Raw genomic sequence first — 20523 nt, forward strand, 5'->3', positions numbered from 1 at the left:
GTGCACGGAGCGGCCCGGTGCCGGTGCGGTTACGTGCCGGACGACTTCGCCGCCTTGGCCGCCGCCTTCATCTCCTGCTTGTGGGCACGGACCTTGGCCAGCGAGTCGGGTCCTTTGATGTCGGCCACGGAGCGGAAGGAGTCGGCCTCGCCGTAGGAGCCGGCGGCTTCGCGCCAGCCGGCGGGGTGGACGCCGAGTTGTTTGCCGAGGAGGGCCAGGAAGATCTGGGCCTTCTGCCGGCCGAAGCCGGGGAGGGATTCGAGGCGGGAGAGGAGTTCCCCGCCGGTCGCCGCGTCCCGCCAGACCGCGCTCGCGTCGCCGTCGTAGTGGTCGACGAGGTACTGGCACAGCTGCTGGATCCGCTTGGCCATGGAGCCGGGGTAACGGTGGACCGCCGGTTTGGCCGACAGCAGCGCGACGAACGACTCCGGGTCGGCCGCCGCGATCTCATGAGCGTCCAGGTCGTCCGCGTCGAGCCGCCGGGCGATGGTCCACGGGCCCTTGAACGCCCACTCCATCGGCACCTGCTGGTCCAGCAGCATGCCGACCAGCGCGGCGAGCGGACTGCGCCCGAGGAGCTCGTCCGCCTCGGGGTCCTGGGCGAGGTGCAGGGTCACGTTCATGCCCCGATGATCGCGCGCCGGACGGCCCGCCGCAGCCCGGCCCCGGGCGGACGAGAGCGCCGTTCCCCCTACGGGCGCCAGTAGCCCAGGGCGTGGATCCGCTGCTTCGGTACGCCCAGCTCCTTGCGGAAGTACGCCGTCAGGGAGCGGGTCGTCGTGGTGTCGCAGGCGATCCAGACGTACGGCGCGGGGGTGTCCGCCAGCAGGGCGGGGGCCTCGGCCCGGACCTGGGCGAGGAGACGGGCGCCGGCGTCCTCGCGGGGGACCGGGCGGAAGTCGTGGCGGCCGGGATCGAGGCGGACCGGGAGCCCGCCCGCGTCGGGGCCGGGCTCCCCGAACTCCTTCGCCATCTCGAACCAGATCGTCGCCGGGGTCGACGGGAGCGCGTGGAGAAGGGAGTTGACGGCCGGGAGGGAGGCCGGGTCGCCGATGGCGAGGATGCGGGAGGGGGCGGGGTCGGGATCGGTGAAGGCGGTGCCCTGGACCGTGGCCTCGACGGTGTCGCCGGGCTCGGCCGTGCGGGCCCAGTCGGCGGCACGGCCGTCGTGGAGGGCGAACTCCAGGCTGAAGGTGCCGGCGGCCGGGTCGGGGTCGACCAGGGTGTACGCCCGCTGGTGCGGCTTGCCGCCGGCCTCGAACCACAGGCGTACCCACATCGTGGGGTGGACCCCGGTCGCCGCGAGCATGCCGCCGTCGGTGAGGTGGACCCGGCGGTAGTGCTCGGTGACCTGTTCCGCACCGGTGACCGTGAGGACGAAGTCCTTCCCGCGGAGCAGCTTGAGGACCGCCCCCTCCCAACCGTGCCCCTGCCCCATGGCTTCTGCACCCTTCGCGTACGCTTTGATCACTGATGATTAGGTGAGGCTAACCTAAACGCGAACAGGGTGGGGGATCGGGAGGGTGAGGAAAATGCGGGACGGCGGCGGACAGGAGCATGTCCGGGAGAACGTGGTGAGCCAGGGATCCCCGGAATCCCAGGAATCGGCCGGCGAGCCCCACGGGACGTACCGCGACGCCTGGGGCATCCCGCATCTCCGCGCCGCCGGCGTCCGCGCCCTCGCCCACGCCCAGGGCCGGGTCACCGCTCTCGACCGTGCCTGGCAGCTGGAGGTCGAACGCCACCGCGTCCAGGGCACCTCGGCCGCCTTCCTCGGCGCCGGCTCCCTCGGCTGGGACCTGTTCGCGAGACGGGCCCGGCTCGCCGACACGGCCCGAAGATGCTTCGACCGGCTGGAGAGAACGGACCCGGAGACCGCCGACTGGGTCCGGGCGTACGTCGAGGGCGTGAACGACGGGCTCGCCGAGGGCGGGCGGCGCGCGCCCGAGTTCGGGCGCGCCGGGCTCGCGCCCGGGCGCTGGGACGTCTGGCATCCGCTCGGCGTGTGGCTCGCCACGCACATCCTGTTCGCCGGGTTCCCCGCCAAGCTGTGGCGGGAGGAGGCCGTACGGCATCTCGGTGCCGATGCCGTCGGGCTCTTCGCCACCGACGGGCCCGCCACCTCCGGCAGCAACGGGTGGCTCGTCGACGGCTCCCGTACGGCCACCGGGCGGGCCGTCATCGCCGGGGATCCGCACCGGTTCATCGAGGAACCCGGCGTCTACCAGCAGATCCACCTCTCCTGCCCGGAGTTCGACGTGGTCGGCCTCGCCGTCCCCGGCCTGCCCGGCATCGCCCACTTCGGCCACACCGGCGACGTGGCCTGGGCCATCACCAACGCCATGGCCGACTACCAGGACCTGTACCGGGAGCGGCTCCGGCGCGCGAACGGGAGCGGGGACGAGGGCGGGAACGAAGGCGGGAACGAAGGCGGCGGCGAGGGTGGCGTGGAGGCTCTCGATCCCGACGGGGTGTGGCGGCCCGCGCACCGGCACGTGGAGGTCGTCGAGGTCGCGGGCGGGGAGCCCGTGGAGGTGGAGGTGATCGAGACCGCCCGGGGGCCGGTCGTCGCCGGCGGCCCGGATTCCGGTGCCCTCGACACGGTCGGTCCCCTCGCTCTGCGCTGTCCGCCGCGGGTCACCGGGGACCTAGGGCTGAGCGCGCTGCTGCCCCTTCTCCGGGCGCGGGTGGTCGCCGATGTGGACCGGGCGTTCGACGCGTGGGCCGAGCCGGTGAACGTCGTGCTGGCGGCGGACACGCGGGGCGGGGTGCTGCACCGGGTGGCGGGGCGGGTGCCGCTGCGGGGCCGGGACAACCGGACTCGCCTGGTCGCGGCCTGGGAGCCGGGGCACGAGTGGCGGGGGTGGCACGAGATGCCGTACGGCACGGTCGAGGACGGCGTGGCGGTGATGGCCAACCAGCGGGGGCCGGCGACCCCGTTGGGCGTGGAGTTCGCGCCGCCGCACCGAGCCGACCGCATCCGCGCGCTGCTGGACCGGAAGCGGGTGTGGTCCGCCGCGGAGATGCCCGCGCTCCACATGGACACCCATCTGTCCTCCGCCGGGCCCCTGGTGGACCGTCTGGCCGCCCTCGACGGGGCCGCCCACGGCTCGCCGGCCACGGGGAACACCGCCGTGGGGCTCTCCCCGGCAGCGGCCGCGCTCCGTGACCGGCTCCTGCGCTGGGACCGGCGGATGGAGGCCGACAGCGTCGACGCGGCGGCGTACGCGGCGTTGCGCGGAGCGGTCGTACGGCGGCTCGCGGCGGAGCCCGCGTTCGCGGCGCTGGCGGTACCGCCGGCGTACCCCGAGGTCTTCCGGCCGTGGCTGTCGCTCACCGTCAGGATCGGGTTCGCGCTCGAACATCTGCTCAGGTCGGAGGAGTTGTACGGGATCGACCGGGACGCGGTGGTGCGGCAGGCGCTGGAGGAGGTCGCGGGCGGGACGGCCGGGCGCTGGGGCGACAGCCACCGGCTCGTGCCCTGGCGCGCGCTCCCTGACGACGGCCCGGACGACGGACCTGACGGCGGACCTGACGGCGGCCCGAGCGACGGCCCGGACGCTCCCGGCGGGCCGGGGCTCGCCGGGGACCACGACTGCGTCCTGTGCACCAGCGCCGTCCCCGGCATCACCGACCTCAGCGCGCGCGGCCCCGCCGCCCGCTACGTCTGGGACCTGGCCCGGCGTGAGGACAGCCTCTGGGTGGTGCCGTTCGGGGCGTCCGGGGTGAGCGGGTCGGCCCACCACCGTGACCAGTTCCCGCTGTGGCTCACGGGAGAACTGGTCCCGGTCGTCACCGACTGGGGCCGCCTCATCCGGGAGGACGGGGACGGCTCGGCACCGGACGACACCAGGCAGGAAACGGGACAGCGAGGAGAGACACGATGAGCGGTGAGGCGTACGGCGACCGGGTGGCCGTGCACGAACAGGTGGTCGACGGCTTCGGGACCGTGCGGCTCCTGCCGCTGGACGCGAAGGCCGATGCCGGGGTGGTCCATGGCTGGGTGAGTGAGCCGAGGGCCGAGTTCTGGGGCATGAACGGGCTCACGGAGCAGCAGGTCCGGGAGGTGTACGAGGGGTTGGAGGCGTTCGACACACACCACGCCTACCTCGCCGTGCACGACGGCGAGCCGGTCGGGCTGCTGCAGACGTACGAGCCGGAGGCCGACCGGGTCGGCGAGTGCTACGAGGTCGAGCCCGGGGACATCGGCGTCCATGTGCTGCTGGCGCCCGCCGGGGACGGCGGAGGGCGGCCGGGGTGGTCGTCCTCGGTGCTGGCGGTCTTCGCGTCGTACGTGCTGGTCGGGCTGGACCGGCCACGGGTCGTCGTCGATCCGGACGAGCGGAACGAGCGGGCGATCGCGCGGTTCGCCCGGCAGGGGTTCGAGCGCGGGCCGGTCGTCGTCCTGCCGGAGGTCGATCTGCCGGAGGTGTATCTGCCCGAGAAGCGGGCCCGGCTGGCGTTCCTGCGGAGGGAGAGCGTGTTCGGCCGGTAGGCGCGAGGGGGCGCTCCGAGCGGTGTGTTCTCGGCCGAGGGAGGGCCGAGGGAAGGCAGCGAGAAGGCCGAGAGAAGGCCGAGGGAAGGCAGCGAGAAGGCCGAGGTGGACAGGAGAAGGCAGAGGTGGCCGGGTGAGGCCGGTAGGGAGGCCCGGCGGCGTAGCCTCGGTCGGATGACTCCCGAAGACCTCATCGCGCACTACGCGTTGCAGCCCATCCCCCGTGAGGGCGGCCGTTTCCGGCAGACGTGGGCGGGGCCCGAGCGGGACGACGGGCGGCCGGAGGGAACCGCGATCGTCGCCCTGCTCACCACCGAACCCGGCGACTACTCCGCGCTGCACCGGCTGCCCGGCGACGAGATCTGGCACTACCACCTCGGCGACCCGCTCCGGATGCTGCTCCTCGCCCCGGACGGCTCCTCCCGGGTCGTCGTCCTCGGGCCGCGGGTGCTCGACGGGCAGCACGTGCAGTACGTCGTGCCCGCGGGGACCTGGATGGGGGCGAGGGTCCTCGACGGCGACGGCGACGGCGACGGCGACGGGGGCGGGGGCGGCGACGGCGACGGCGACGGGGGCGGGGGCGGGGGCGGCGACGGCTGGACGTTGTTCGGGTGCACCATGGCGCCGGGCTTCACCTTCGAGGGGTACGAGCACGGCGACACGGCGGAGCTGGCGCTGCTGTACCCGGACCGGGCCGCCGAGATCGGGGAGCTGGGGCGGGCGTAGGTTGAGGGCGGCCGGCGGCCCGGGGACGGGCCGGGCCGGTGCGGATCGCGTTGAACGCGGCGTTCGTGGCGTCCGTACCTGTTCGAGGAGTCCGACAGCCGGCGACCGTGGATCCGGAGCACTACGTGGACCGACGCAGGTACAGCGACCCCGTCGAGGACGGGGTCGGCAGGAGCGGCAGGCGCACAGCCCGGTCCGTGGAACGAAGAGGCCGCCCGGGCGGCGGGGTGCGACGCCTCGTGCTGCTGGGCACCGCGCTGATCCTGTTCCTCCTCGCGGGCGCGGGCAACGCGTCCGCGCATGCCGCCCTCAAGGGGAGCGATCCCGCCGACGGCAGCGTCCTCGACGTCGCCCCCAAGGACATCACCCTCCGCTTCACCGAGTCCGTGAGCCTGCTGCAGGACTCCATCCGCGTCGTCGACCCGGAGAACCGGGCGGTCGACACGGGCAAGCCGGGGCGCGCGGGCGGCCGGTCGGACACGGCGAGCGTCACCCTGCCCACCGGCCTCGACGACGGCACGTACACGATCGCGTGGCGGGTGGTCTCGGCCGACAGCCACCCCATCTCGGGTGCCCTGCTCTTCTCGGTCGGCGAGCCCTCCGCGACCACCGCGGTCCTCCCCGCCGACCTCACCGAGGACCCGCTCACCTCCTCCCTCTACGACATCACCCGCTACTTCGCGTACGGCGCCCTCGCCCTGCTCATCGGCGTGGCCTTCTTCCTCGCGGTCGTGCTCGGGGGCCCGAGCGAGGCGCTGCGCAGGCTGCTTCCGGCCGGCTGGCTGGCCCTGCTGCTCGCCTCGGCGGTCCTGCTGCTGCTCCGCGGGCCGTACGAGCGGGGTACCGGGGTCGGGGCCGCCCTCGACCTCTCCGTGCTGCGCGAGACCCTGGTGAGCCGGCCGGGACTCGCCCTGCTGGCCCGGCTGGCGCTGCTCGCGGCGGGGGCCCTTCTGCTCGTGCGCGTACGCCGGCAGGGGAACGTCTGGGGCAGGGGCGCGCTGGCCGGAGGTGCGCTGCTGTCCGTGGGACTCGCCGGGACCTGGGCGGCCGCCGAGCACGCCTCCGCCGGTATCCAGGTGCCGGTCGCGATGACCTCCTCGGTGCTGCACCTGCTCGCCATGGCCGTCTGGCTGGGCGGGCTCACCGCGCTGCTCACGGTGCTGTACCGGGCGCCCGAGACACTGTCGGCCGCTGTGGTCAATCGTTTCTCCAGGCTCGCCTTCGCCTCGGTGGTCGTCCTCGTCGTCACCGGCGTCTACCAGTCCTGGCGCGGCCTGGGCTCCTGGTCGGCCCTCACTTCCACGGCGTACGGGGAGGTCCTGGTCGCCAAGCTGGTGGCCGTGCTGCTCCTGCTGGTGGCGGCGGCGTTCTCACGACGCTGGACGGGGCGGCTGGGGGAGGCTCCGGCGGAGGTTCCCGAGCCGGTGAACGCCGACGAGCGGGCCCAGGTCACCGAGCGGGCGGCCGTGGCGGTGGCGACGCGTGTGTCCGAGCGCGTCGGAGTGGCCGGCGGCTCCAGCGGCGAGGTTCCGGACGGTGACGCGGTTTCGGACGGCGGCGAGGTTCCGGACGGTGACGCCGATGTGCCCACGGGCGGAGCCGACGTCGGCACACCCTCCCTCGACCGCGCAGGCCCGTCGGCCGAGGAATCCCCGGCGGAGGACGCGCCGCGCCGGCGTCTTCGGCAGTCCGTGCTCGCGGAGTTCACCGTCGCGGTCGTGGTGCTGGTGATCACGACCGTGCTGACGGGCACCCTCCCGGGCCGGGCGGCGGCGGAGATCGCGCAGGAGAGCGCGAACGAGGCGGCCGGCGGGGTCACGGCCTCCTCGACGACGATCCCCTTCGACGTCGGCACCCCGAACGGGCACGGCAAGGTCCAGATCGACCTCGGCCCGGGGCGCGTCGGCAAGAACTCCGTGCAGGCCGTCGTCTTCGGCCCCGACGGCGGTATCGCCACCGTCCCCGAACTACGGCTCACCTTCACCCTCAAGGCCCAGAAGATCGGCCCGATCGACGCGAAGATCACCGACCGGGGCGGCTACTGGGTCACCGACGAGCTGCAGCTCCCCCTGCCGGGCAAGTGGACGATGAGGCTCACGGTCCGTACGACGGAGATCGACCAGGTCACCGTGGAGAAGTCGGTCCGGGTGAGCTAGCGCGACCACCTCGACCACCTCGGCCGCCTCGACCACCGAGGGCAACGCCTCTATCGCTCCGCAGGGCGCCACACGTACCGGACATCCGGCTCGCGTTCCTCGTTGCGGTGCCCGTCGGTGGTCTCGGCGGCGACGAAGCCGTGCCGCTCGTAGAAGCGCCGAGCCGGCTCGTTGACCTGGAACGTCCACAGCGCCAACCCGGCCGGGCGGCGCTGCTTCGCCAGGTTCACGAGGCGGCCGCCGATGCCCCGGCCCTGCCAGGCGGGATCGAGATAGAGCTGATCCAGGTCTTCGTCGTCCAGCACCATCATGCCGACCACCGACCCGTCGGCCGTGGCCACCCACGTCTCCTCGCCGGGCACGACCACCTCGCGGAACCAGGCCCGTACCTCGTCGTCCGTGTGCGCCCGGCGCACACCCGGGAGCGCCGCGGCGAAGGAACGCAGCCACACATCAGCCACCGCGGCAGCGTCCGCGGCGACCGCGCGTCGGACCTCTGGATCCTCTAGATCGTTGATCTCCACAGCGACGCATGCTCGCAGCCCCACCACGCGGCTGCATCCGATTTCTCTCGAACGCCCGCGATGCCTCTTGACGCGGGGCTCATCCGGTGTCGAGTATCCGCCGCATCGTCTCCGCCGCGCGTACGGCCGCGTCGGCGCAGCAGTTGTTGAACAGGACGTGCAGCTCGTCGACCTGTGCGGCCGCGGACCGCAACCGGGGTGCCCAGGCGGCGAGTTCGGCCGCGGAGTAGGTGTACCGGAACCGGTCCTCCTTGCTGCCGGTGCCCCAGGCGGGGCTGCGGCCGTGGAACCGTACGACGGCCAGCTCGGGCGAGGTGACGGGGACGAGCGGCGGCTGGGAGGTGTCCAGGCCCTGGGCCATGTCGACTCCCACGGCGACCAGACCGAGCCGGGACAGCGACTCCGCCGTGCGGCCGGCCCGGTCGCCCCGCCACCACGCGGGGTGCCGGAACTCGACCGAGACGGGCCGGCCGGCCGTACGCCCCGCGCACTCCTCCAGCAGCTCCTGCGCCCGCCGCCCCGGCGCGAACCACGGCGGGAACTGGAACAGCACCGCGCCCAGCCGCCCGGCCGCCCGCAACGGCTCGACGGCGTCGGCGAACCGCTCCCACACCCGGTCCCGCAGGGCGGCTGTGCCCCGGCGCGGCTCCGGCCCGAACAACTCCCGGAGGTCCTCGGGGAGGGCCGCCGGGCGGGTGGGGTGGCCGGTGAGGAGGGAGAACGCCTTGACGTCGAAGCGGAATGCGGGGGGTGTCCGCTCGGCCCACAGGAGGCTGTTGCGGCGGCTGGGCAGCGCGTAGTAGCTGGAGTCCACCTCGACGACCGGGAACCGCTCGGCGTAGTAACGGAGTCGGGGCCCGGCGTCGCGGTGTCCGCGCGGGTACCAGCCGCTGGCCAGCAGCGCCCGGTCCGTCCACGAGCAGGTCCCGACGAGTACGTCACCCATGGGGTGCCGGTTACCCGCAATCGACGACCCGGCCACCCGCTTCGGGTCGCCGGTGCCCGCCTTCGCCGGGGCCGCTACTCGCTCCGCTCGTGCAGCGGCCCGCCGCAGAGCGACTTCGAGGGCGTGCCGTCGACGCCGACGGGCCGGTCCCCGGCGATCATCACGCGGTGCATGATGCGCGGGAAGTCCAGGTGGGCGGCATCGCTCGGGGCCAGATGGACGGTGGCCCGGTTGTCCCAGAGGGCCACGGAACCGGGCTCCCAGCGGAAGCGGACCGTGTACTCGGGACGCGTGATCTGCTCGACGAACATCTCCAGGAGGAGCCGGCTCTCGGCCCGGCTGACGTCGACGATGTGCTCGACGTAGTACGGGTTGACGTACAGGATCCGTTCGCCGGTCTCGGGGTGGACGCGGACGACCGGGTGGACGGACGCGACCTGGTGGTCCTGGAGGTGGCGGAGGTACGGGTCGGGGCCCGAGCGGGCGAGATAGCCGACGCCCAGCCGGTGTTCGGCGCGCAGCCCGTCGGCGAACCGGCGCACCGGCTCCGACAGTCCCGCGTAGGCGGTGGCGAGGTTGGCCCAGGTGGTGTCGCCGCCGTACGGGGGTACGCGCTCGGCGCGGAGCAGGGTCAGGGCGGGCGGGTCGATGCGGGCGGTGTGGTCGGCGTGCCAGCCGCGGAGGGTGGAGTGGCGGCGGCGCTCCAGCCACTCGGCCTGGTCCATCCCGTGCTTGCGGCCCAGCTCCTGACGGTCGGCCGTCGTCTCGATCTCGGGGTACGCGGCCGGTGACACCGAGCCCCTCGCGCGCAGCCTGACCGGTTCGCCGAGTCGGTGCGCGAACGCGATCTGGCCGGCGTGGTCCAGCCGCTGCCCCCGGAAGAACACCACCTTCCAGCGCAGCAGCGCGGCCCGGATCCCGGCGACGGTGGTGTCGTCGAGCGGGCCGGCGAGGTCCACGCCGTGGATGTCGGCGCCGATGTGCCCGGAGGCGGGGCGCACGTCGAGGGTGTCCTCCGGTCCCCCGGAGGACGTGGTCGTGTCGGTGCTCATCGCTCGCTCGCCCTTCGACGCAGGTCGTAGGCCCGGTCTTCCCCCGGGGGCGCCCGTGCATGCGGTGCGGCCGGGAAAGTGTCCTGATCGGACGGCCGCCGAGCCACGCGACGAACGCGACCGCCAAGTGGGTTCGCGGCCGGTGTCGTACCGCTCCCGGCGCCGCCCCGGACTGCGAAACTGCCAACGCACTGTACGCGGCAGGAAGTTGACGTCATGACCGACAAGCTCACCGTAAGCGTCCTGGGTACCGGCATCATGGGCGCCGCGATGGCCCGCAGCCTCCTCCGTGCGGGGCACACCGTACGGGCGTGGAACCGCACCCGGGAGAAGGCCGAGCCGCTCACCGCCGACGGAGCGCGGGTCGTCGACAGCCCGGCCGAGGCCGTGCGCGGGGCCGACGTGGTCCTCACGATCCTGTACGACGGGCCCGCCGCCCTGGCCGTGATGCGCGAGGCGGCGCCCGCGCTGAGCCCCGGAACCGCCTGGGTCCAGTCCACGACCGCCGGGGTGGAGGGCGTCGCCGAACTGGCCGCGCTCGCCGGTGAGCTGGGGCTGGTCTTCTACGACGCCCCGGTCCTCGGCACCCGGCAGCCCGCGGAGGCGGGGCAGCTGACGGTGCTGGCCGCGGGGCCGGTCGAGGGGCGGGCGGCGGTGACCCCCGTCTTCGACGCCGTGGGCGCCCGTACCGTCTGGACCGGCGAGGACGGTGCGGCGGGCACCGCGACCCGGCTGAAGCTGGTGGCCAACAGCTGGGTGCTCGCCGCGACCAACGCGGCCGGGGAGGTGCTGGCCCTGTCCCAGGCCCTCGGCGTCGACCCGCGGTCCTTCTTCGAGATCATCGAGGGCGGCCCGCTCGACATGGGCTATCTGCACGCCAAGTCCGCGCTCATCCTCGACGACCGCCTCTCCCCGGCCTCCTTCGCCGTCTCGACCGCCGCGAAGGACGCCCGTCTGATCGTCGAGGCCGGCCGGCGACACGGCGTACGCCTCGACATCGCCGCCGCCGGCGCCGCCCGCCTCACCCGCGCCGCGGCCCAGGGCCACGCCGATGAGGACATGGCGGCCGCGTACTTCGCCAGCTTCGGCGAGGGAGAAGGGAATAGGGATGGGGGTGGGGGTGGCGTTGGGGAAGGGGAGGCCGAGGGGGCAGGGAAGAACGACTAGCCCAGGGCCGTAGGGGCCTGCCGGAGGGTCACTCCCGCCCGAGGATGGTGGCGGCCGTCTCCACGCCCTCGCGGGTGCCGATCACGATGAGCGTGTCCCCGCCGGCCAGCCGGAAGTCCGGTGCCGGCGACGGGATCGCCTCGGCCCGGCGCAGGACGGCCACGACGGACGCGCCCGTCTCGGTCCGCATCCGGGTGTCGCCCAGCACGCGCCCGTTCCAGTGGGACGTCGAGGCCACCTCGATCCGTTCCGCGACCAGCCCCAGCTCCGTGGTGGACAGCAGGCTGGGGCTGTGGTGGTCCGGCATCAGCGCGTCGACGAGGGCGGTCGCCTCCCCCGGCGACAGCCGCAGCGACAGCGCGCACGCGTCCGGATCGTCCTGCCGGTACGCGCTCAGCGTCCGGGCCCCGTCCCTGTGGGCGACCACCGAGATCCGCCGCCGCTCCCTGGTCGTGAGGTCGTAGCGGACCCCGATCCCCGGCAACGGCGTACTGCTGAGTCGCGGAGCACCCACGGCCGGCCCCCTGTCTGATTCGGATATGTCATCGGACAACCGTCGGTGCCACCCTAACGAGACCCGGAAAACCGGCGGCCGACTCCGGGGCCGGCTCCCCGGTGGAACAATCCCCCTTCAACCCCGGACCGCCCCCGGCGCGGCTTCGGGGGCTGACCGAAAGGAACCCCCGCCATGATCGTCACGGGTGCCCCCACAACCCCCGCGGCGGCCGCCCGCCGGCCCCGCGCGTATGGCGCCCCGGTGACCGCCGGACCGATCGCCGGCGGCCCCACGACACACGGCGCGGGCCTGCTCCCGCCCTACGCCGAGGGGATACCCATCGCCTCCGGGGGCTTCAGAGACTTCGGGGCCGTGGGGATTCTGGGCGCTGCCGGAGCACGCGCCACCAGGACCTCCGGAGCGTGCCCGTGATTCAGTGGGTGTCCCTGGGGACCGGCCCCCGTCCCGTCCCCCAGCCCGTGGCGACCCCGCTCGTGTGGGCCACGGCCTTCGCGGGCGCGATGGCGCTGGTGGCGCTCCTGAACGCGCTGGTCGGCACGGACCAGCCCGGCCTGGCCCTGGCCGGGCTGTCGCTGCTCTCCGCGCTCCTCGGCGGATACGCCCGCTTCACGGCGGCCCCCGGCACCGCCGCCCTGTGCTGGCTGTTCCTCAACGGGTTCGCCATCCCGCCCGCAGGCGTTCTGACCTGGACGAACCCGCGCGACACCTTCTGGCTGGTCTGTCTGCTCACCGCGGCCCTCACCGGCACCGCCCTCGCCCGCCTCCTCCAGGCCCGCGCCGCCTACCGCCGCCTCACCACGGCCCAGCCGCCCCCGCCCGTGCCCGACTTCTGGGACCGGCCCCCGGCCCGCTGACCGGTCGTGGCATGAAGCTGAGCGAACGCGTGCAGCAAGCTGACACGAATCGCCGTCCTGCCTGCGGTTTTCCGTTGGCAGAGTGGGAGTCACCGCGGGGGCACGACCGGCCCGGAACGCGCGGGGGACAACAAACGGGGGTACGTCGTGGGGTTCAAGGGATGCACCGGGTTCGCCGAGTTCACCGGGGCCGGCGGTCTCGCCGGGTTCGCCGGGTTCAAGAAGGCGGCGGTGGTGGCGGGTGCGGCGCTCGCGCTCGCCGTGGTGGGGGGACAGGGCTCGGCGCAGGCGCAGGCGCCCGCTCAGGCCCAGGCGCAGACCCAGGTACGGATTCTGACGCAGGTGCAGAGGGCGAACGTGTTCGGACCCGTCGTCGATCCGATCGTCGAGCGGGTGTGCGCGACCCCGCTGCCCATCCGGCTGCCGCTCTGCGGCGAGCCGGGCGCCGGCACCGACAAGCCCGTCAACGGCTGGCAGGTCGAGAAGCCGAAGCAGTAACCGTACGGCCGGCCGTACCGCGCGAGTACAGAAGTACGGCAGCGCGACAGCGCGACAGCATGGCAGCGGACAGGGGGTGCCCCCGGCGATCAGTCGCCGGGGGCACCCCCTTTTCCGCTGCTTCCGTCCGGCGGCCTCCCCCGGCGGCCCCGGGCCTCACACCCAGCCGCGCTCCCGCGCGAGGAGCGCCGCGTGCGCCCTGCTGCTTGCGCCCAGGATGCGCAGGACGTCGGCGACATGGCGGCGGTACGTCCGTACCGACACACCCAGCGAGCGCGCCCCCGACTCGTCCTTGCCGACGTGGCACATCGCTTCCAGGACCTGCTGCTCCATCTCCGTGAGCCCGCCGTCCTCCGCGCCCGCCCCCGCGTCGATGAGCACGGTGAGATCGGTGGCCTGGTCCCAGATCTTCTCGAACAGCGCCAGGATGTTCGCGACCAGCCCCGCCTCCCGGGCGAGCAGGGCGCCGCGCCGGGTGTCGGCGGGGTCGACCGGGACGAGCGCCGTGCGGCGGTCGTAGACCAGGAGCCGTTCGGCGATGGTGTCCGCGACCCGGATCTGGGCCCCGAGCGAGGTGAGGTCGCGCAGGTAGCCGACGGTCGGCGCGTGGTCCAGGGCCTCGCGCAGGACGACGTTGCGTATCCGTACCCCGCGCCGCAGACAGCGGGTGTCGAGCGGCCGGGCGTGCGCGATGTTCGCCGGGGTCAGCTCGGTGTACGGCTCGACCGAAAGGATCTCCTCGCGGGCGAAGAACGCCAGGTCGTCGATCCGCCCCCGGATCTGGCCGAGATCCTCCAGGCGCTCGATCGGCCCGGAGTCGGGCCGCTCCTTCACACTCTGCTCGGCGCGCAGGCCGGCTATCAGGTGCCGGGACTGGGTGACCTGCTGGAGCTGCTGGTGGAGTTCGCGCAGCCGCAGGTCGGTGAGCCGGTCCACGGCGGTCTCGGGATCGGCGGCGGAGATCACCTCGGGCCCGCCGTCCGCTCCGGTTCCGGTGCCTTCCGCGCCGTGCAGCAGGCCGAGTTCGGTCAGACGCTCCAGTGCTCCCGCGATCTCGTCCAACGGGACGTGCAGCAGCAACTGGATGTCCTCGGCCGTCGTGCCGGGGTTCCGCAGAAAGTGCCGGTAGATGCCCTCTTCCGTATCGGTGAGTCCGAGTACGGACAATTCCCCCATGGTGCCTCCGTTTGATCACCGATGAGAGTACCTGCAACAAGCTGCACGGTCACTGGCAGCAAGTAGCGCTACTGAACTGCCCGATGGGGTGCTCCGGTTTGGCATTGTTCTCTGTGTCGGAACGAACGAACGCCGACAGAAGCAGCAGAAGAAGAAGCAGAAGCAGAAGCAAAAACAGAGCAGCAGATGAAAAAGAAAAGCTGCACACCCGATGTCGAGCGGCATCGACGAAATGGCGACGAGAGACGAGAAACGGGGGACACGGGCATGACTTCTTATTCCGTACTCCTGCCTTTTCTTCCGCGTCGGCCGGAGCAGATCCTTCCGTACGCCGGACTGGTGCACTGGAGCAACGCGAGCCGCCTCTGGCAGGGGCAGTCCGTGATGATCGAACCGCACCAGGGCTTCGTCGCGGCGGCGGGAGCGGGGTTCCGCGTACCGACCGGACTCGGCGTCACGCTCATGCCGCTCCGCCACCCCTACGAGGCCGCTCTCCAGGCCCGCTCGCTGGCGATGGCCACCGGGCAGCCGGTGACCGCCGGATTCGGGCCCGGCGGCCGGCCGTTGCAGCGGTCGCTGCTGGGCGAGCCGTACCGCAGTCCGCTCACGGCGGCGCGCGAGTACCTCTCGATCGTCCGCGGCCTGCTGGCGGGGGACGGCGTCGATGTCCGGGGCGAGTACTTCAGCTGCCGGGCCGAGATGCCGCGCTACCCGGCGCCGAACGTGGAGATCGGGCTCGGGGTGCTGCGGCCCGGCATGGCGCGGCTCGCGGGTGAGGTCGCCGACGTGGCCGTGACCTGGCTGACTCCGGCGCACTACCTGCGGGACACCGTCCTCCCGGCGATGCGCGAGGGCGCGGGAGACAACGGGCGCGGAACCCCGAGGCTCACCGCCATCGTGCCGCTCACCCTCGCCCGGCCCGACCGCGAACCCGCCGAACTGGCACTCGCGAGCAACGCCGCGCATCTCCAGGGCGCCCACTACATCGACATGCTGCGCCGGTCCGGCACGGATGTCGCCGGAGACGATCCGGCGGCGAACGCCAAGGCGCTCGTCGACGGCGGCGCGTTCCTCAGCGGGGACCCGGACGAACTCGTCGCGAAACTGGGCGCGTTCCGGGACGCGGGAGTGGACGAGGTCGTCCTGAATCTGACCGGCGTCTGCAATCTGTACGGCCCACAAGCGGCCCTGGACGAAACGAAGCGAATTCTGGCCGCCCTGGCCGCCTGACCGTGGGGGAAGACGAAACAATGGCTGATCTGAAAGAGCGGCTCATTCACTGGGGGACCGGTGAGTCCGGCACCGCCGCAGAAAGTGCGCCCGAATTCACGTACGACGGCGCGAAAACCGTCGTGCTGGAGAACCGGGACCATCTCGCCGCGGTGCTGCGTTCCGGAGTCGTCGGAGCGGACACGCTGGTCCTCGTGCCGGGTGCGCCCGGCGAGGAGCCGGCGGCGGACGGCCACCGCGTCGTCGGGTACGAGGGGTCGCTGGCCGGCGCCGGCGGGGAGTTCTCCCCGGGCGCGGGCTTCTACCTCCAGATCCAGGGCTACGGCATCAGCGAGTACATGTCCGTCGCCGGACCGACGCTCGTCCGGATCGCCGACGACACGGACTTCGACGTCTTCCTCGCCGACGCCGACCGGGCCCTGCTCGACGGCACCTTCCCCGACTTCCTCACCCACCCCGCCATCCAGCTCGCCGACCTCCCGGGCCTCGGCGCCGGCCGCACCCCGGCCGCCGGACCCCGGCACCGGCTGTACGTCGACGCGGACGGCGCGGTCTCCACCGCGCCGGGCGGGACCCGTCTCGGCACGGCGGGCGACGGCCCCGACCTCCTCGACGCGCAGTGGCAGCGGCTCAACGGCGGCACGGGCACGACCTGCGGGGTGTGCCTGGGCGCGGTCGTGGACCCCGGCCTGCGGGAGACCGCCCTGGCCGCCCGGCCCTGGCTCGGGCGCTACCTGGCCGCCCTCGGCGCGATCCGCTCCCTGCGGGCCCGGGGCGTGGACGGCGACATCCGGGTCTCCGGCTTCGGCGGGCGGATCACCGAGACGCTGGCCGCCGGGGCCGACGCCGACCTGAGGGACGCGGACGCGCCGCTCCTGCTCTGGACCGACCAGGACGTGTTCGTGCACGCCCCTGCCCCCGGCCGCACCTTCAGCGTGGAACGGGCGGCGGCCACGCCGGTCGAGGCGCTGCTGGCCTGCGGTTCGGCCGAAGCGGCGGCGGAGTACGCCGACCCTGACCACACCGTCCGCATCGAGCGGTTCCTCGCCCGGGCCGGAGCGTGACCACCACCATGACCAGCACCACCACCATGACCAGCACCACCACCATGACCAGCACCACCGCTGCGACCACCGTGACATCACCATCCCCGTCCGCACCCGCGGCCGTCCCCGGAAGGGCCGGGGAACTGCTCGCCCGGCTCGGCTCCCGCGCGGTCACCGGCGACCTCTACGCCGAAGCGGGCGCGCAGGTCTACCACGACGTGGCCGGCCGCAGCACCCACGAGGTACGCGAACTGACCGGTCTCGTACGGACCCTGCCCGGCGACGTCCTCGACCTCGCGGCCGGCTCCGGGCGGCTGACCATGCCGCTGCTCGCGCTGGGCCGCCGGGTCACCGCCCTCGACCTCTCGCCGTACATGCTGCGGCTCCTGGAGGACCGGCTGGCCGCCGCGCCCGCCGCCCTGCGCGAGCGCTGCACGGTCGTCGAGGCCGACATGAGCGACTTCGCGCTGCACCGCACCTTCCCGGTGATCGTCCTCGGCACCACCTCCGTCTCGCTCCTCGACGAGCGCGGCCGGACCGGTCTCTACCGGGCCGTGCGCCGGCACCTGGCGCCCGGCGGACGGTTCCTGCTGTCGACCGTCGGCATGGACACGGACTCCGGCGAACCCGCCGAGGCCGAGCTGGTGGTGGAGGCCGAAGGCGGCCGCGCCTACCGGATGTACGAGCACTGGGCGGTCGGCGACAGCGCCCGCACGGTCACCGTCTTCCCCGCCCGGATCCCGGACGACGACAGCCCCGTCCAGGTCACCACGACCAGCGTCGGCGTCCTGCCCGCCGCTCTCCTCGAAGCCGAGCTGGGCGCCGCCGGATTCACCGTCCGCGCCCGGCACCCGCTGCCGGCCGTCGGCTCCCGCCACCACGACGTACTGCTCGAAACGGAGGTCACCCCATGAGTCCCGGCACCACGAAGAACGCGCTGTGGCCGTCCCTGCTGGCCCCGGCCCTGCACGGCTCGGACGCGCTCTGCGCGGTCTCCGCGCACGGGGTACGGGTCCGGTACGCCGACGGCAGCGAACTCCTCGACGCCTCCAGCGGGTTGTGGAACACCAACCTCGGCTACGGCAACGAGGCCATCGCCCGGGCCGCCGCCGACGCACTGCGCGACGCCTCCTACCTGAGCGTCTTCCGCTACGAGAACACCTACGCCCGGGCCGCTGCCGCCGCCCTCGTCGAGCTGTGCGGCACCGACACCTACGGCCGGGTCCTCTTCTCGACCTCCGGCGGCGCCGCCAACGACCTCGTCATGAAGCTCGCCCGCCACTACCACGCCCTGCGCGGCGAGGACCGCCGCAAACTCGTGGTCGGGCTGCGCGGCAGCTACCACGGTCTGACGTACGGCAGTTTCGCGCTGACCGGCGAGGACCTCGGCCAGCAGGTGTACGGCGTCGACCAGCGCCTCATCCGCCATGTCGACCCCAACGACCCGGTCGGCATCCGCGCCCTGATGGAACGTCAGGGCGCGATGGTCGCGGCCGTCGTCGTCGAGCCGGTGCTCGGCTCGGGGGCGGTGCCGCTCACGGAGGAGTACGTCGACGAACTGCTGCGGCTGCGCGAGGAGTACGGCTTCCTGCTGGTCGCCGACGAAGTGGCCACCGGCTTCGGCCGGACCGGGGACTTCTTCGCCTCCCAGCGCTGGTCCGCCCGGCCCGACCTGCTGGTGACCTCCAAGGGGCTCACCAACGGGACGAGCGCGGCCGCCGCCGTCGTCGCCGCGCACACGGTCGCGGACGCCTTCGACGCGGCGGGCGCCATGCTGACCCACGGCGAGACGCAGGCCGGCACGCCCGTCACCTGCGCCGCCGTCCTGGCCACGATCGCCGAGATGCGCCGGCTGGACGCGGTCGCCCTCGGCCGGGCCCTCGGCGAACGGCTGGACACGGAGCTGTCCCGGCTGGTCGACGAGCACCCCTGGGTGACGGGCACCACCGGCGTGGGCTGTTTCCGGTCGCTGCGGCTGACCACCCCGGACGGGGAACCGCTGCCGCAGGCCCGCGTGCCCGAGCTGGTCGCCGCGATCCGTACGGCGGGCGCCCTCGTGCACCCCGGCGTGCACGGCATCCAGCTCTTCCCCGCACTGACCTGCACCGACGCCGAACTGACCGAGCTGATGGACCGCATCCGCGCCGGACTCGCCCTCTTCACCCGCGGGCCGATACCGGCGGAGGCGGCGGTATGAGCCACGGCCGCGGCGGACCGACCCGGGCGCTGATCGGTCCCGACGCCCTCACGGCATGGCTCCCCGACGGGGCGGGCCGCACGGCCGCCCTCCTCGTGGACACCGCTGTCGCGACGGCGGGGATCACGGCCCTGGTACGCGACCGCCTCGGCCGCGCCCACTGGCGGACGGCACAGACCGCCCTGACCGCCGGCCCCGGTGATCTCGCCACGGCCGCCGCCCTCGCCGAAGGACTGGCCGACGAGTCGGCCGGTGTCGGACTGGTGGTCGCCGTCGGCGGCGGATCGGTGCTCGACCTGGCGAAGATCGCGGCTCTGCTGCGGGCCAACCCGGTCGCGTACACCCGCCTCACGGTGCCCCAGCGCGGCGGCCTGATGGGCCTGCCGGGCGAGGTCACCCGGACCGTCCCGCTGCTCGCCGTACCCACCACCCTCGGCACCGGCAGCGAGCTGAGCGCGGTCGCCTGCATGGCGTACCCGCAGGGCAAGCGGCTGATCCTCGGCGGCGTGCTGCGGCCGGAGGCGGCCCTGCTCGACCCGTCGGCCACCGCCACGCTGCCCCGCGAACTGGTCGTGGAGGGCGTCCTGGAGGCGCTGTTCCGGGCGGTCAGTCCGTACGCCGGTGACCACCGGGAGGACCACCGCACCGAGGACCGGCTCACCGAGACGGTCGCCCGGCGGCTCGTCCAGCTGGGCTACGAGGCGGCGCGGGAGGAGGAGCCCGGCGACGCGCTCCGCCTCGACATCGCGAAGCTCAGCGGGCTCACGCACGGCGAATGGCTGCACCAGGGCCGCGACCCGTACGCGGTCAAGGGCTGGCTCATCGCCAACGAGATGTCGTCGGCCCTCGGTGTACGGAAGATGACCGCCGTCGCCGCGCTGCTGCCGCACCTGTGGCGGGCCGTGCTCGACGGGGAGCCCCGGCTGGGCTCCGCGCCCCGGCTGCGCCGGATGTGGGCCGGACTGCGCGACGCCGCGCCGCCGGACCGGGCACGGGCCCTGCCGGAGGACCCGGCCGACGGGATCGCCGCCCTGATGGACGACTGGCGGGTGGGCCGGCGGCTCACCGCCGACGGCCCGGGACGGATCGAGGCCCTGGCCGAGCGGACGGTACGGGCCTGGGGCGCCGGGCTGCCGATGCTCGGCGGGCTCCGGGCGGAGGACGTACGCCGCCTGCTGGACGCGGCGCTCGGCCCGGCCACCACACGGAGCGCGACCACCGCGCAGACCGTGCCCGGCGCGCTCACCGCGCGCGTCTGAGACTTCCGCTCCCGGTCCCGGGAGCGGGCGAACAAGAGAGCCACAGCTCTCGACACCCATGAGAAAAGGGGGAGTTCCCATGCAGGAGAACTTCGGACACGACAACTTCACCTCCGCCCTGGAGCTCGGCATGCAGGAGCTCGAGGCGATGGAGGCCCCGGGCTGGTGGACCGCCGGTGGCGTCGTCGTCGGCGCGACGGTCGTGTCGGCCGTCGGTGTCTCGACGGGCGTCGCGGTCTCGATCATCACCTGATCCACTCGAGATCACCCGAGATCACCCGAGATCACCCGACATTCACTCGACGGCATTCGGGCCACGCTCGACTGCCACTCGACCTGATCCAGTATCAACTCAACGGGAGGGAAACAGATATGAAGGACAACGTCACGCAGGAGCCCACCGGCTTCGACGCGTCGCTGGAGCTGGGCATGCAGGAGCTGGAGGCCATGGAGGCCCCGGGCTTCTGGAGCGGCTTCAAGACCGGTGTCGTGATCAGCACCGTCGCCAGCGCGGTCATCGCCACCTGATCCGGCACCTCGCCTGATCCGGCCGATCGGCCGGCAGCGGTAGCGAACCGCATACGGATTTCCGCGGCGGCGTCCCGGGCCCGCACAGGGCCCCGGGCCGCCACCGCGGAATCCGCGCTTCGCTTCCCGTCCCCTCCCCCCACCCCAGACCC

Annotated in this window: 21 protein-coding genes; 14 read left to right on the forward strand and 7 right to left on the reverse strand. The window is 73.5% G+C overall.

Going from position 1 to position 20523, the window contains the following annotated elements; all coding sequences use genetic code 11:
* Positions 1 to 29: 29 nt before the first annotated feature.
* Together SCAB_RS22555 and SCAB_RS22560 are read right to left on the reverse strand one after the other, a co-directional pair.
* Positions 30 to 623 (reverse strand): HhH-GPD-type base excision DNA repair protein, encoded by a 594-nt coding sequence (locus SCAB_RS22555; protein WP_013002384.1) that lies wholly within the window; start codon positions 621 to 623, stop codon positions 30 to 32.
* A gap of 68 nt (positions 624 to 691) precedes the next feature.
* The gene (locus SCAB_RS22560; protein ID WP_013002385.1) at positions 692 to 1438 is read right to left on the reverse strand and encodes a siderophore-interacting protein; all 747 of its coding nucleotides are present in this window, start codon (positions 1436 to 1438) and stop codon (positions 692 to 694) included.
* A 94-nt stretch (positions 1439 to 1532) separates the two neighbouring features.
* Between SCAB_RS22560 and SCAB_RS22565 the strand changes: the two genes are divergently transcribed.
* The 4 genes from SCAB_RS22565 (at position 1533) to SCAB_RS22580 (ending at position 7377) form a co-directional block, all read left to right on the forward strand.
* Positions 1533 to 3887, forward strand: a complete 2355-nt coding sequence (locus SCAB_RS22565) for a penicillin acylase family protein (RefSeq protein WP_013002386.1) — start codon at positions 1533 to 1535, stop codon at positions 3885 to 3887.
* The gene (locus tag SCAB_RS22570; RefSeq protein WP_013002387.1) at positions 3884 to 4495 is read left to right on the forward strand and encodes a GNAT family N-acetyltransferase; all 612 of its coding nucleotides are present in this window, start codon (positions 3884 to 3886) and stop codon (positions 4493 to 4495) included. The genes SCAB_RS22565 and SCAB_RS22570 overlap by 4 nt, the downstream gene beginning before the upstream one ends.
* A 174-nt stretch (positions 4496 to 4669) precedes the next feature.
* Positions 4670 to 5221: a cupin domain-containing protein gene (locus tag SCAB_RS22575; RefSeq protein ID WP_013002388.1), complete on the forward strand. Its 552-nt coding sequence runs from the start codon at positions 4670 to 4672 to the stop codon at positions 5219 to 5221.
* Positions 5222 to 5346: 125 nt separating this feature from the next.
* A complete protein-coding gene (locus tag SCAB_RS22580) occupies positions 5347 to 7377 on the forward strand; it encodes a copper resistance CopC/CopD family protein (protein ID WP_013002389.1) in 2031 nt (676 codons plus the stop codon).
* Between the two features lie 50 nt (positions 7378 to 7427).
* Here SCAB_RS22580 and SCAB_RS22585 read toward each other — a convergent pair whose 3' ends face one another.
* The 3 genes from SCAB_RS22585 to SCAB_RS22595 all read right to left on the reverse strand — a co-directional run bounded on the left by SCAB_RS22585 (position 7428) and on the right by SCAB_RS22595 (position 9899).
* Entirely contained in the window at positions 7428 to 7901 is a 474-nt protein-coding gene (locus SCAB_RS22585; RefSeq protein WP_013002390.1) for a GNAT family N-acetyltransferase, read from the reverse strand.
* 79 nt (positions 7902 to 7980) lie between these two features.
* Positions 7981 to 8847 (reverse strand): DUF72 domain-containing protein, encoded by an 867-nt coding sequence (locus tag SCAB_RS22590; RefSeq protein WP_013002391.1) that lies wholly within the window; start codon positions 8845 to 8847, stop codon positions 7981 to 7983.
* 74 nt (positions 8848 to 8921) lie between these two features.
* Positions 8922 to 9899: a TauD/TfdA dioxygenase family protein gene (locus tag SCAB_RS22595; RefSeq protein ID WP_013002392.1), complete on the reverse strand. Its 978-nt coding sequence runs from the start codon at positions 9897 to 9899 to the stop codon at positions 8922 to 8924.
* A gap of 216 nt (positions 9900 to 10115) precedes the next feature.
* Here SCAB_RS22595 and SCAB_RS22600 point away from each other — a divergent pair, with 216 nt between their 5' ends.
* The gene (locus tag SCAB_RS22600; RefSeq protein ID WP_013002393.1) at positions 10116 to 11066 is read left to right on the forward strand and encodes an NAD(P)-dependent oxidoreductase; all 951 of its coding nucleotides are present in this window, start codon (positions 10116 to 10118) and stop codon (positions 11064 to 11066) included.
* Between the two features lie 28 nt (positions 11067 to 11094).
* Here the strand turns inward: SCAB_RS22600 and SCAB_RS22605 are convergent, their stop codons facing one another.
* Complete coding sequence (locus SCAB_RS22605; protein ID WP_173402897.1) at positions 11095 to 11580, reverse strand: cation:proton antiporter regulatory subunit; 486 nt, start codon at positions 11578 to 11580, stop codon at positions 11095 to 11097.
* A 410-nt stretch (positions 11581 to 11990) separates the two neighbouring features.
* On the opposite strand from SCAB_RS22605, the gene SCAB_RS22615 reads away from it, so the two are divergent.
* Together SCAB_RS22615 and SCAB_RS22620 are read left to right on the forward strand one after the other, a co-directional pair.
* A complete protein-coding gene (locus SCAB_RS22615; RefSeq protein ID WP_037726263.1) occupies positions 11991 to 12437 on the forward strand; it encodes a hypothetical protein in 447 nt (148 codons plus the stop codon).
* 147 nt (positions 12438 to 12584) lie between these two features.
* Positions 12585 to 12935: a hypothetical protein gene (locus SCAB_RS22620; RefSeq protein ID WP_013002396.1), complete on the forward strand. Its 351-nt coding sequence runs from the start codon at positions 12585 to 12587 to the stop codon at positions 12933 to 12935.
* Positions 12936 to 13091: 156 nt separating this feature from the next.
* Here the strand turns inward: SCAB_RS22620 and SCAB_RS22625 are convergent, their stop codons facing one another.
* Complete coding sequence (locus SCAB_RS22625; RefSeq protein WP_013002397.1) at positions 13092 to 14111, reverse strand: helix-turn-helix transcriptional regulator; 1020 nt, start codon at positions 14109 to 14111, stop codon at positions 13092 to 13094.
* A 267-nt stretch (positions 14112 to 14378) separates the two neighbouring features.
* Here SCAB_RS22625 and SCAB_RS22630 point away from each other — a divergent pair, with 267 nt between their 5' ends.
* The 7 genes from SCAB_RS22630 to SCAB_RS47790 all read left to right on the forward strand — a co-directional run bounded on the left by SCAB_RS22630 (position 14379) and on the right by SCAB_RS47790 (position 20371).
* Entirely contained in the window at positions 14379 to 15341 is a 963-nt protein-coding gene (locus SCAB_RS22630; RefSeq protein WP_013002398.1) for an LLM class flavin-dependent oxidoreductase, read from the forward strand.
* 20 nt (positions 15342 to 15361) lie between these two features.
* On the forward strand, positions 15362 to 16405 hold the full coding sequence (gene mpaB, locus SCAB_RS22635; protein WP_013002399.1) for a daptide biosynthesis RiPP recognition protein: 1044 nt from the start codon (positions 15362 to 15364) through the stop codon (positions 16403 to 16405).
* An 8-nt stretch (positions 16406 to 16413) separates the two neighbouring features.
* On the forward strand, positions 16414 to 17301 hold the full coding sequence (gene mpaM / locus SCAB_RS22640; RefSeq protein WP_037726262.1) for a daptide-type RiPP biosynthesis methyltransferase: 888 nt from the start codon (positions 16414 to 16416) through the stop codon (positions 17299 to 17301).
* Positions 17298 to 18584 (forward strand): daptide-type RiPP biosynthesis aminotransferase, encoded by a 1287-nt coding sequence (mpaD, locus tag SCAB_RS22645; protein WP_013002401.1) that lies wholly within the window; start codon positions 17298 to 17300, stop codon positions 18582 to 18584. The genes mpaM and mpaD overlap by 4 nt, the downstream gene beginning before the upstream one ends.
* Positions 18581 to 19843 carry a daptide-type RiPP biosynthesis dehydogenase gene (gene mpaC, locus SCAB_RS22650; RefSeq protein WP_013002402.1) on the forward strand — a complete coding sequence of 421 codons (1263 nt, stop codon included), beginning with the start codon at positions 18581 to 18583 and terminating at the stop codon, positions 19841 to 19843. Before mpaD ends, mpaC begins: the two co-directional genes overlap by 4 nt.
* Before the next feature lie 79 nt (positions 19844 to 19922).
* On the forward strand, positions 19923 to 20096 hold the full coding sequence (locus SCAB_RS47785) for a daptide-type RiPP (RefSeq protein ID WP_013002403.1): 174 nt from the start codon (positions 19923 to 19925) through the stop codon (positions 20094 to 20096).
* Positions 20097 to 20215: 119 nt separating this feature from the next.
* Complete coding sequence (locus SCAB_RS47790) at positions 20216 to 20371, forward strand: daptide-type RiPP (protein ID WP_005482722.1); 156 nt, start codon at positions 20216 to 20218, stop codon at positions 20369 to 20371.
* The last annotated feature ends 152 nt before the right edge of the window (positions 20372 to 20523 follow it).

This window comes from Streptomyces scabiei 87.22, assembly GCF_000091305.1.
GTDB lineage: Bacteria > Actinomycetota > Actinomycetes > Streptomycetales > Streptomycetaceae > Streptomyces > Streptomyces scabiei.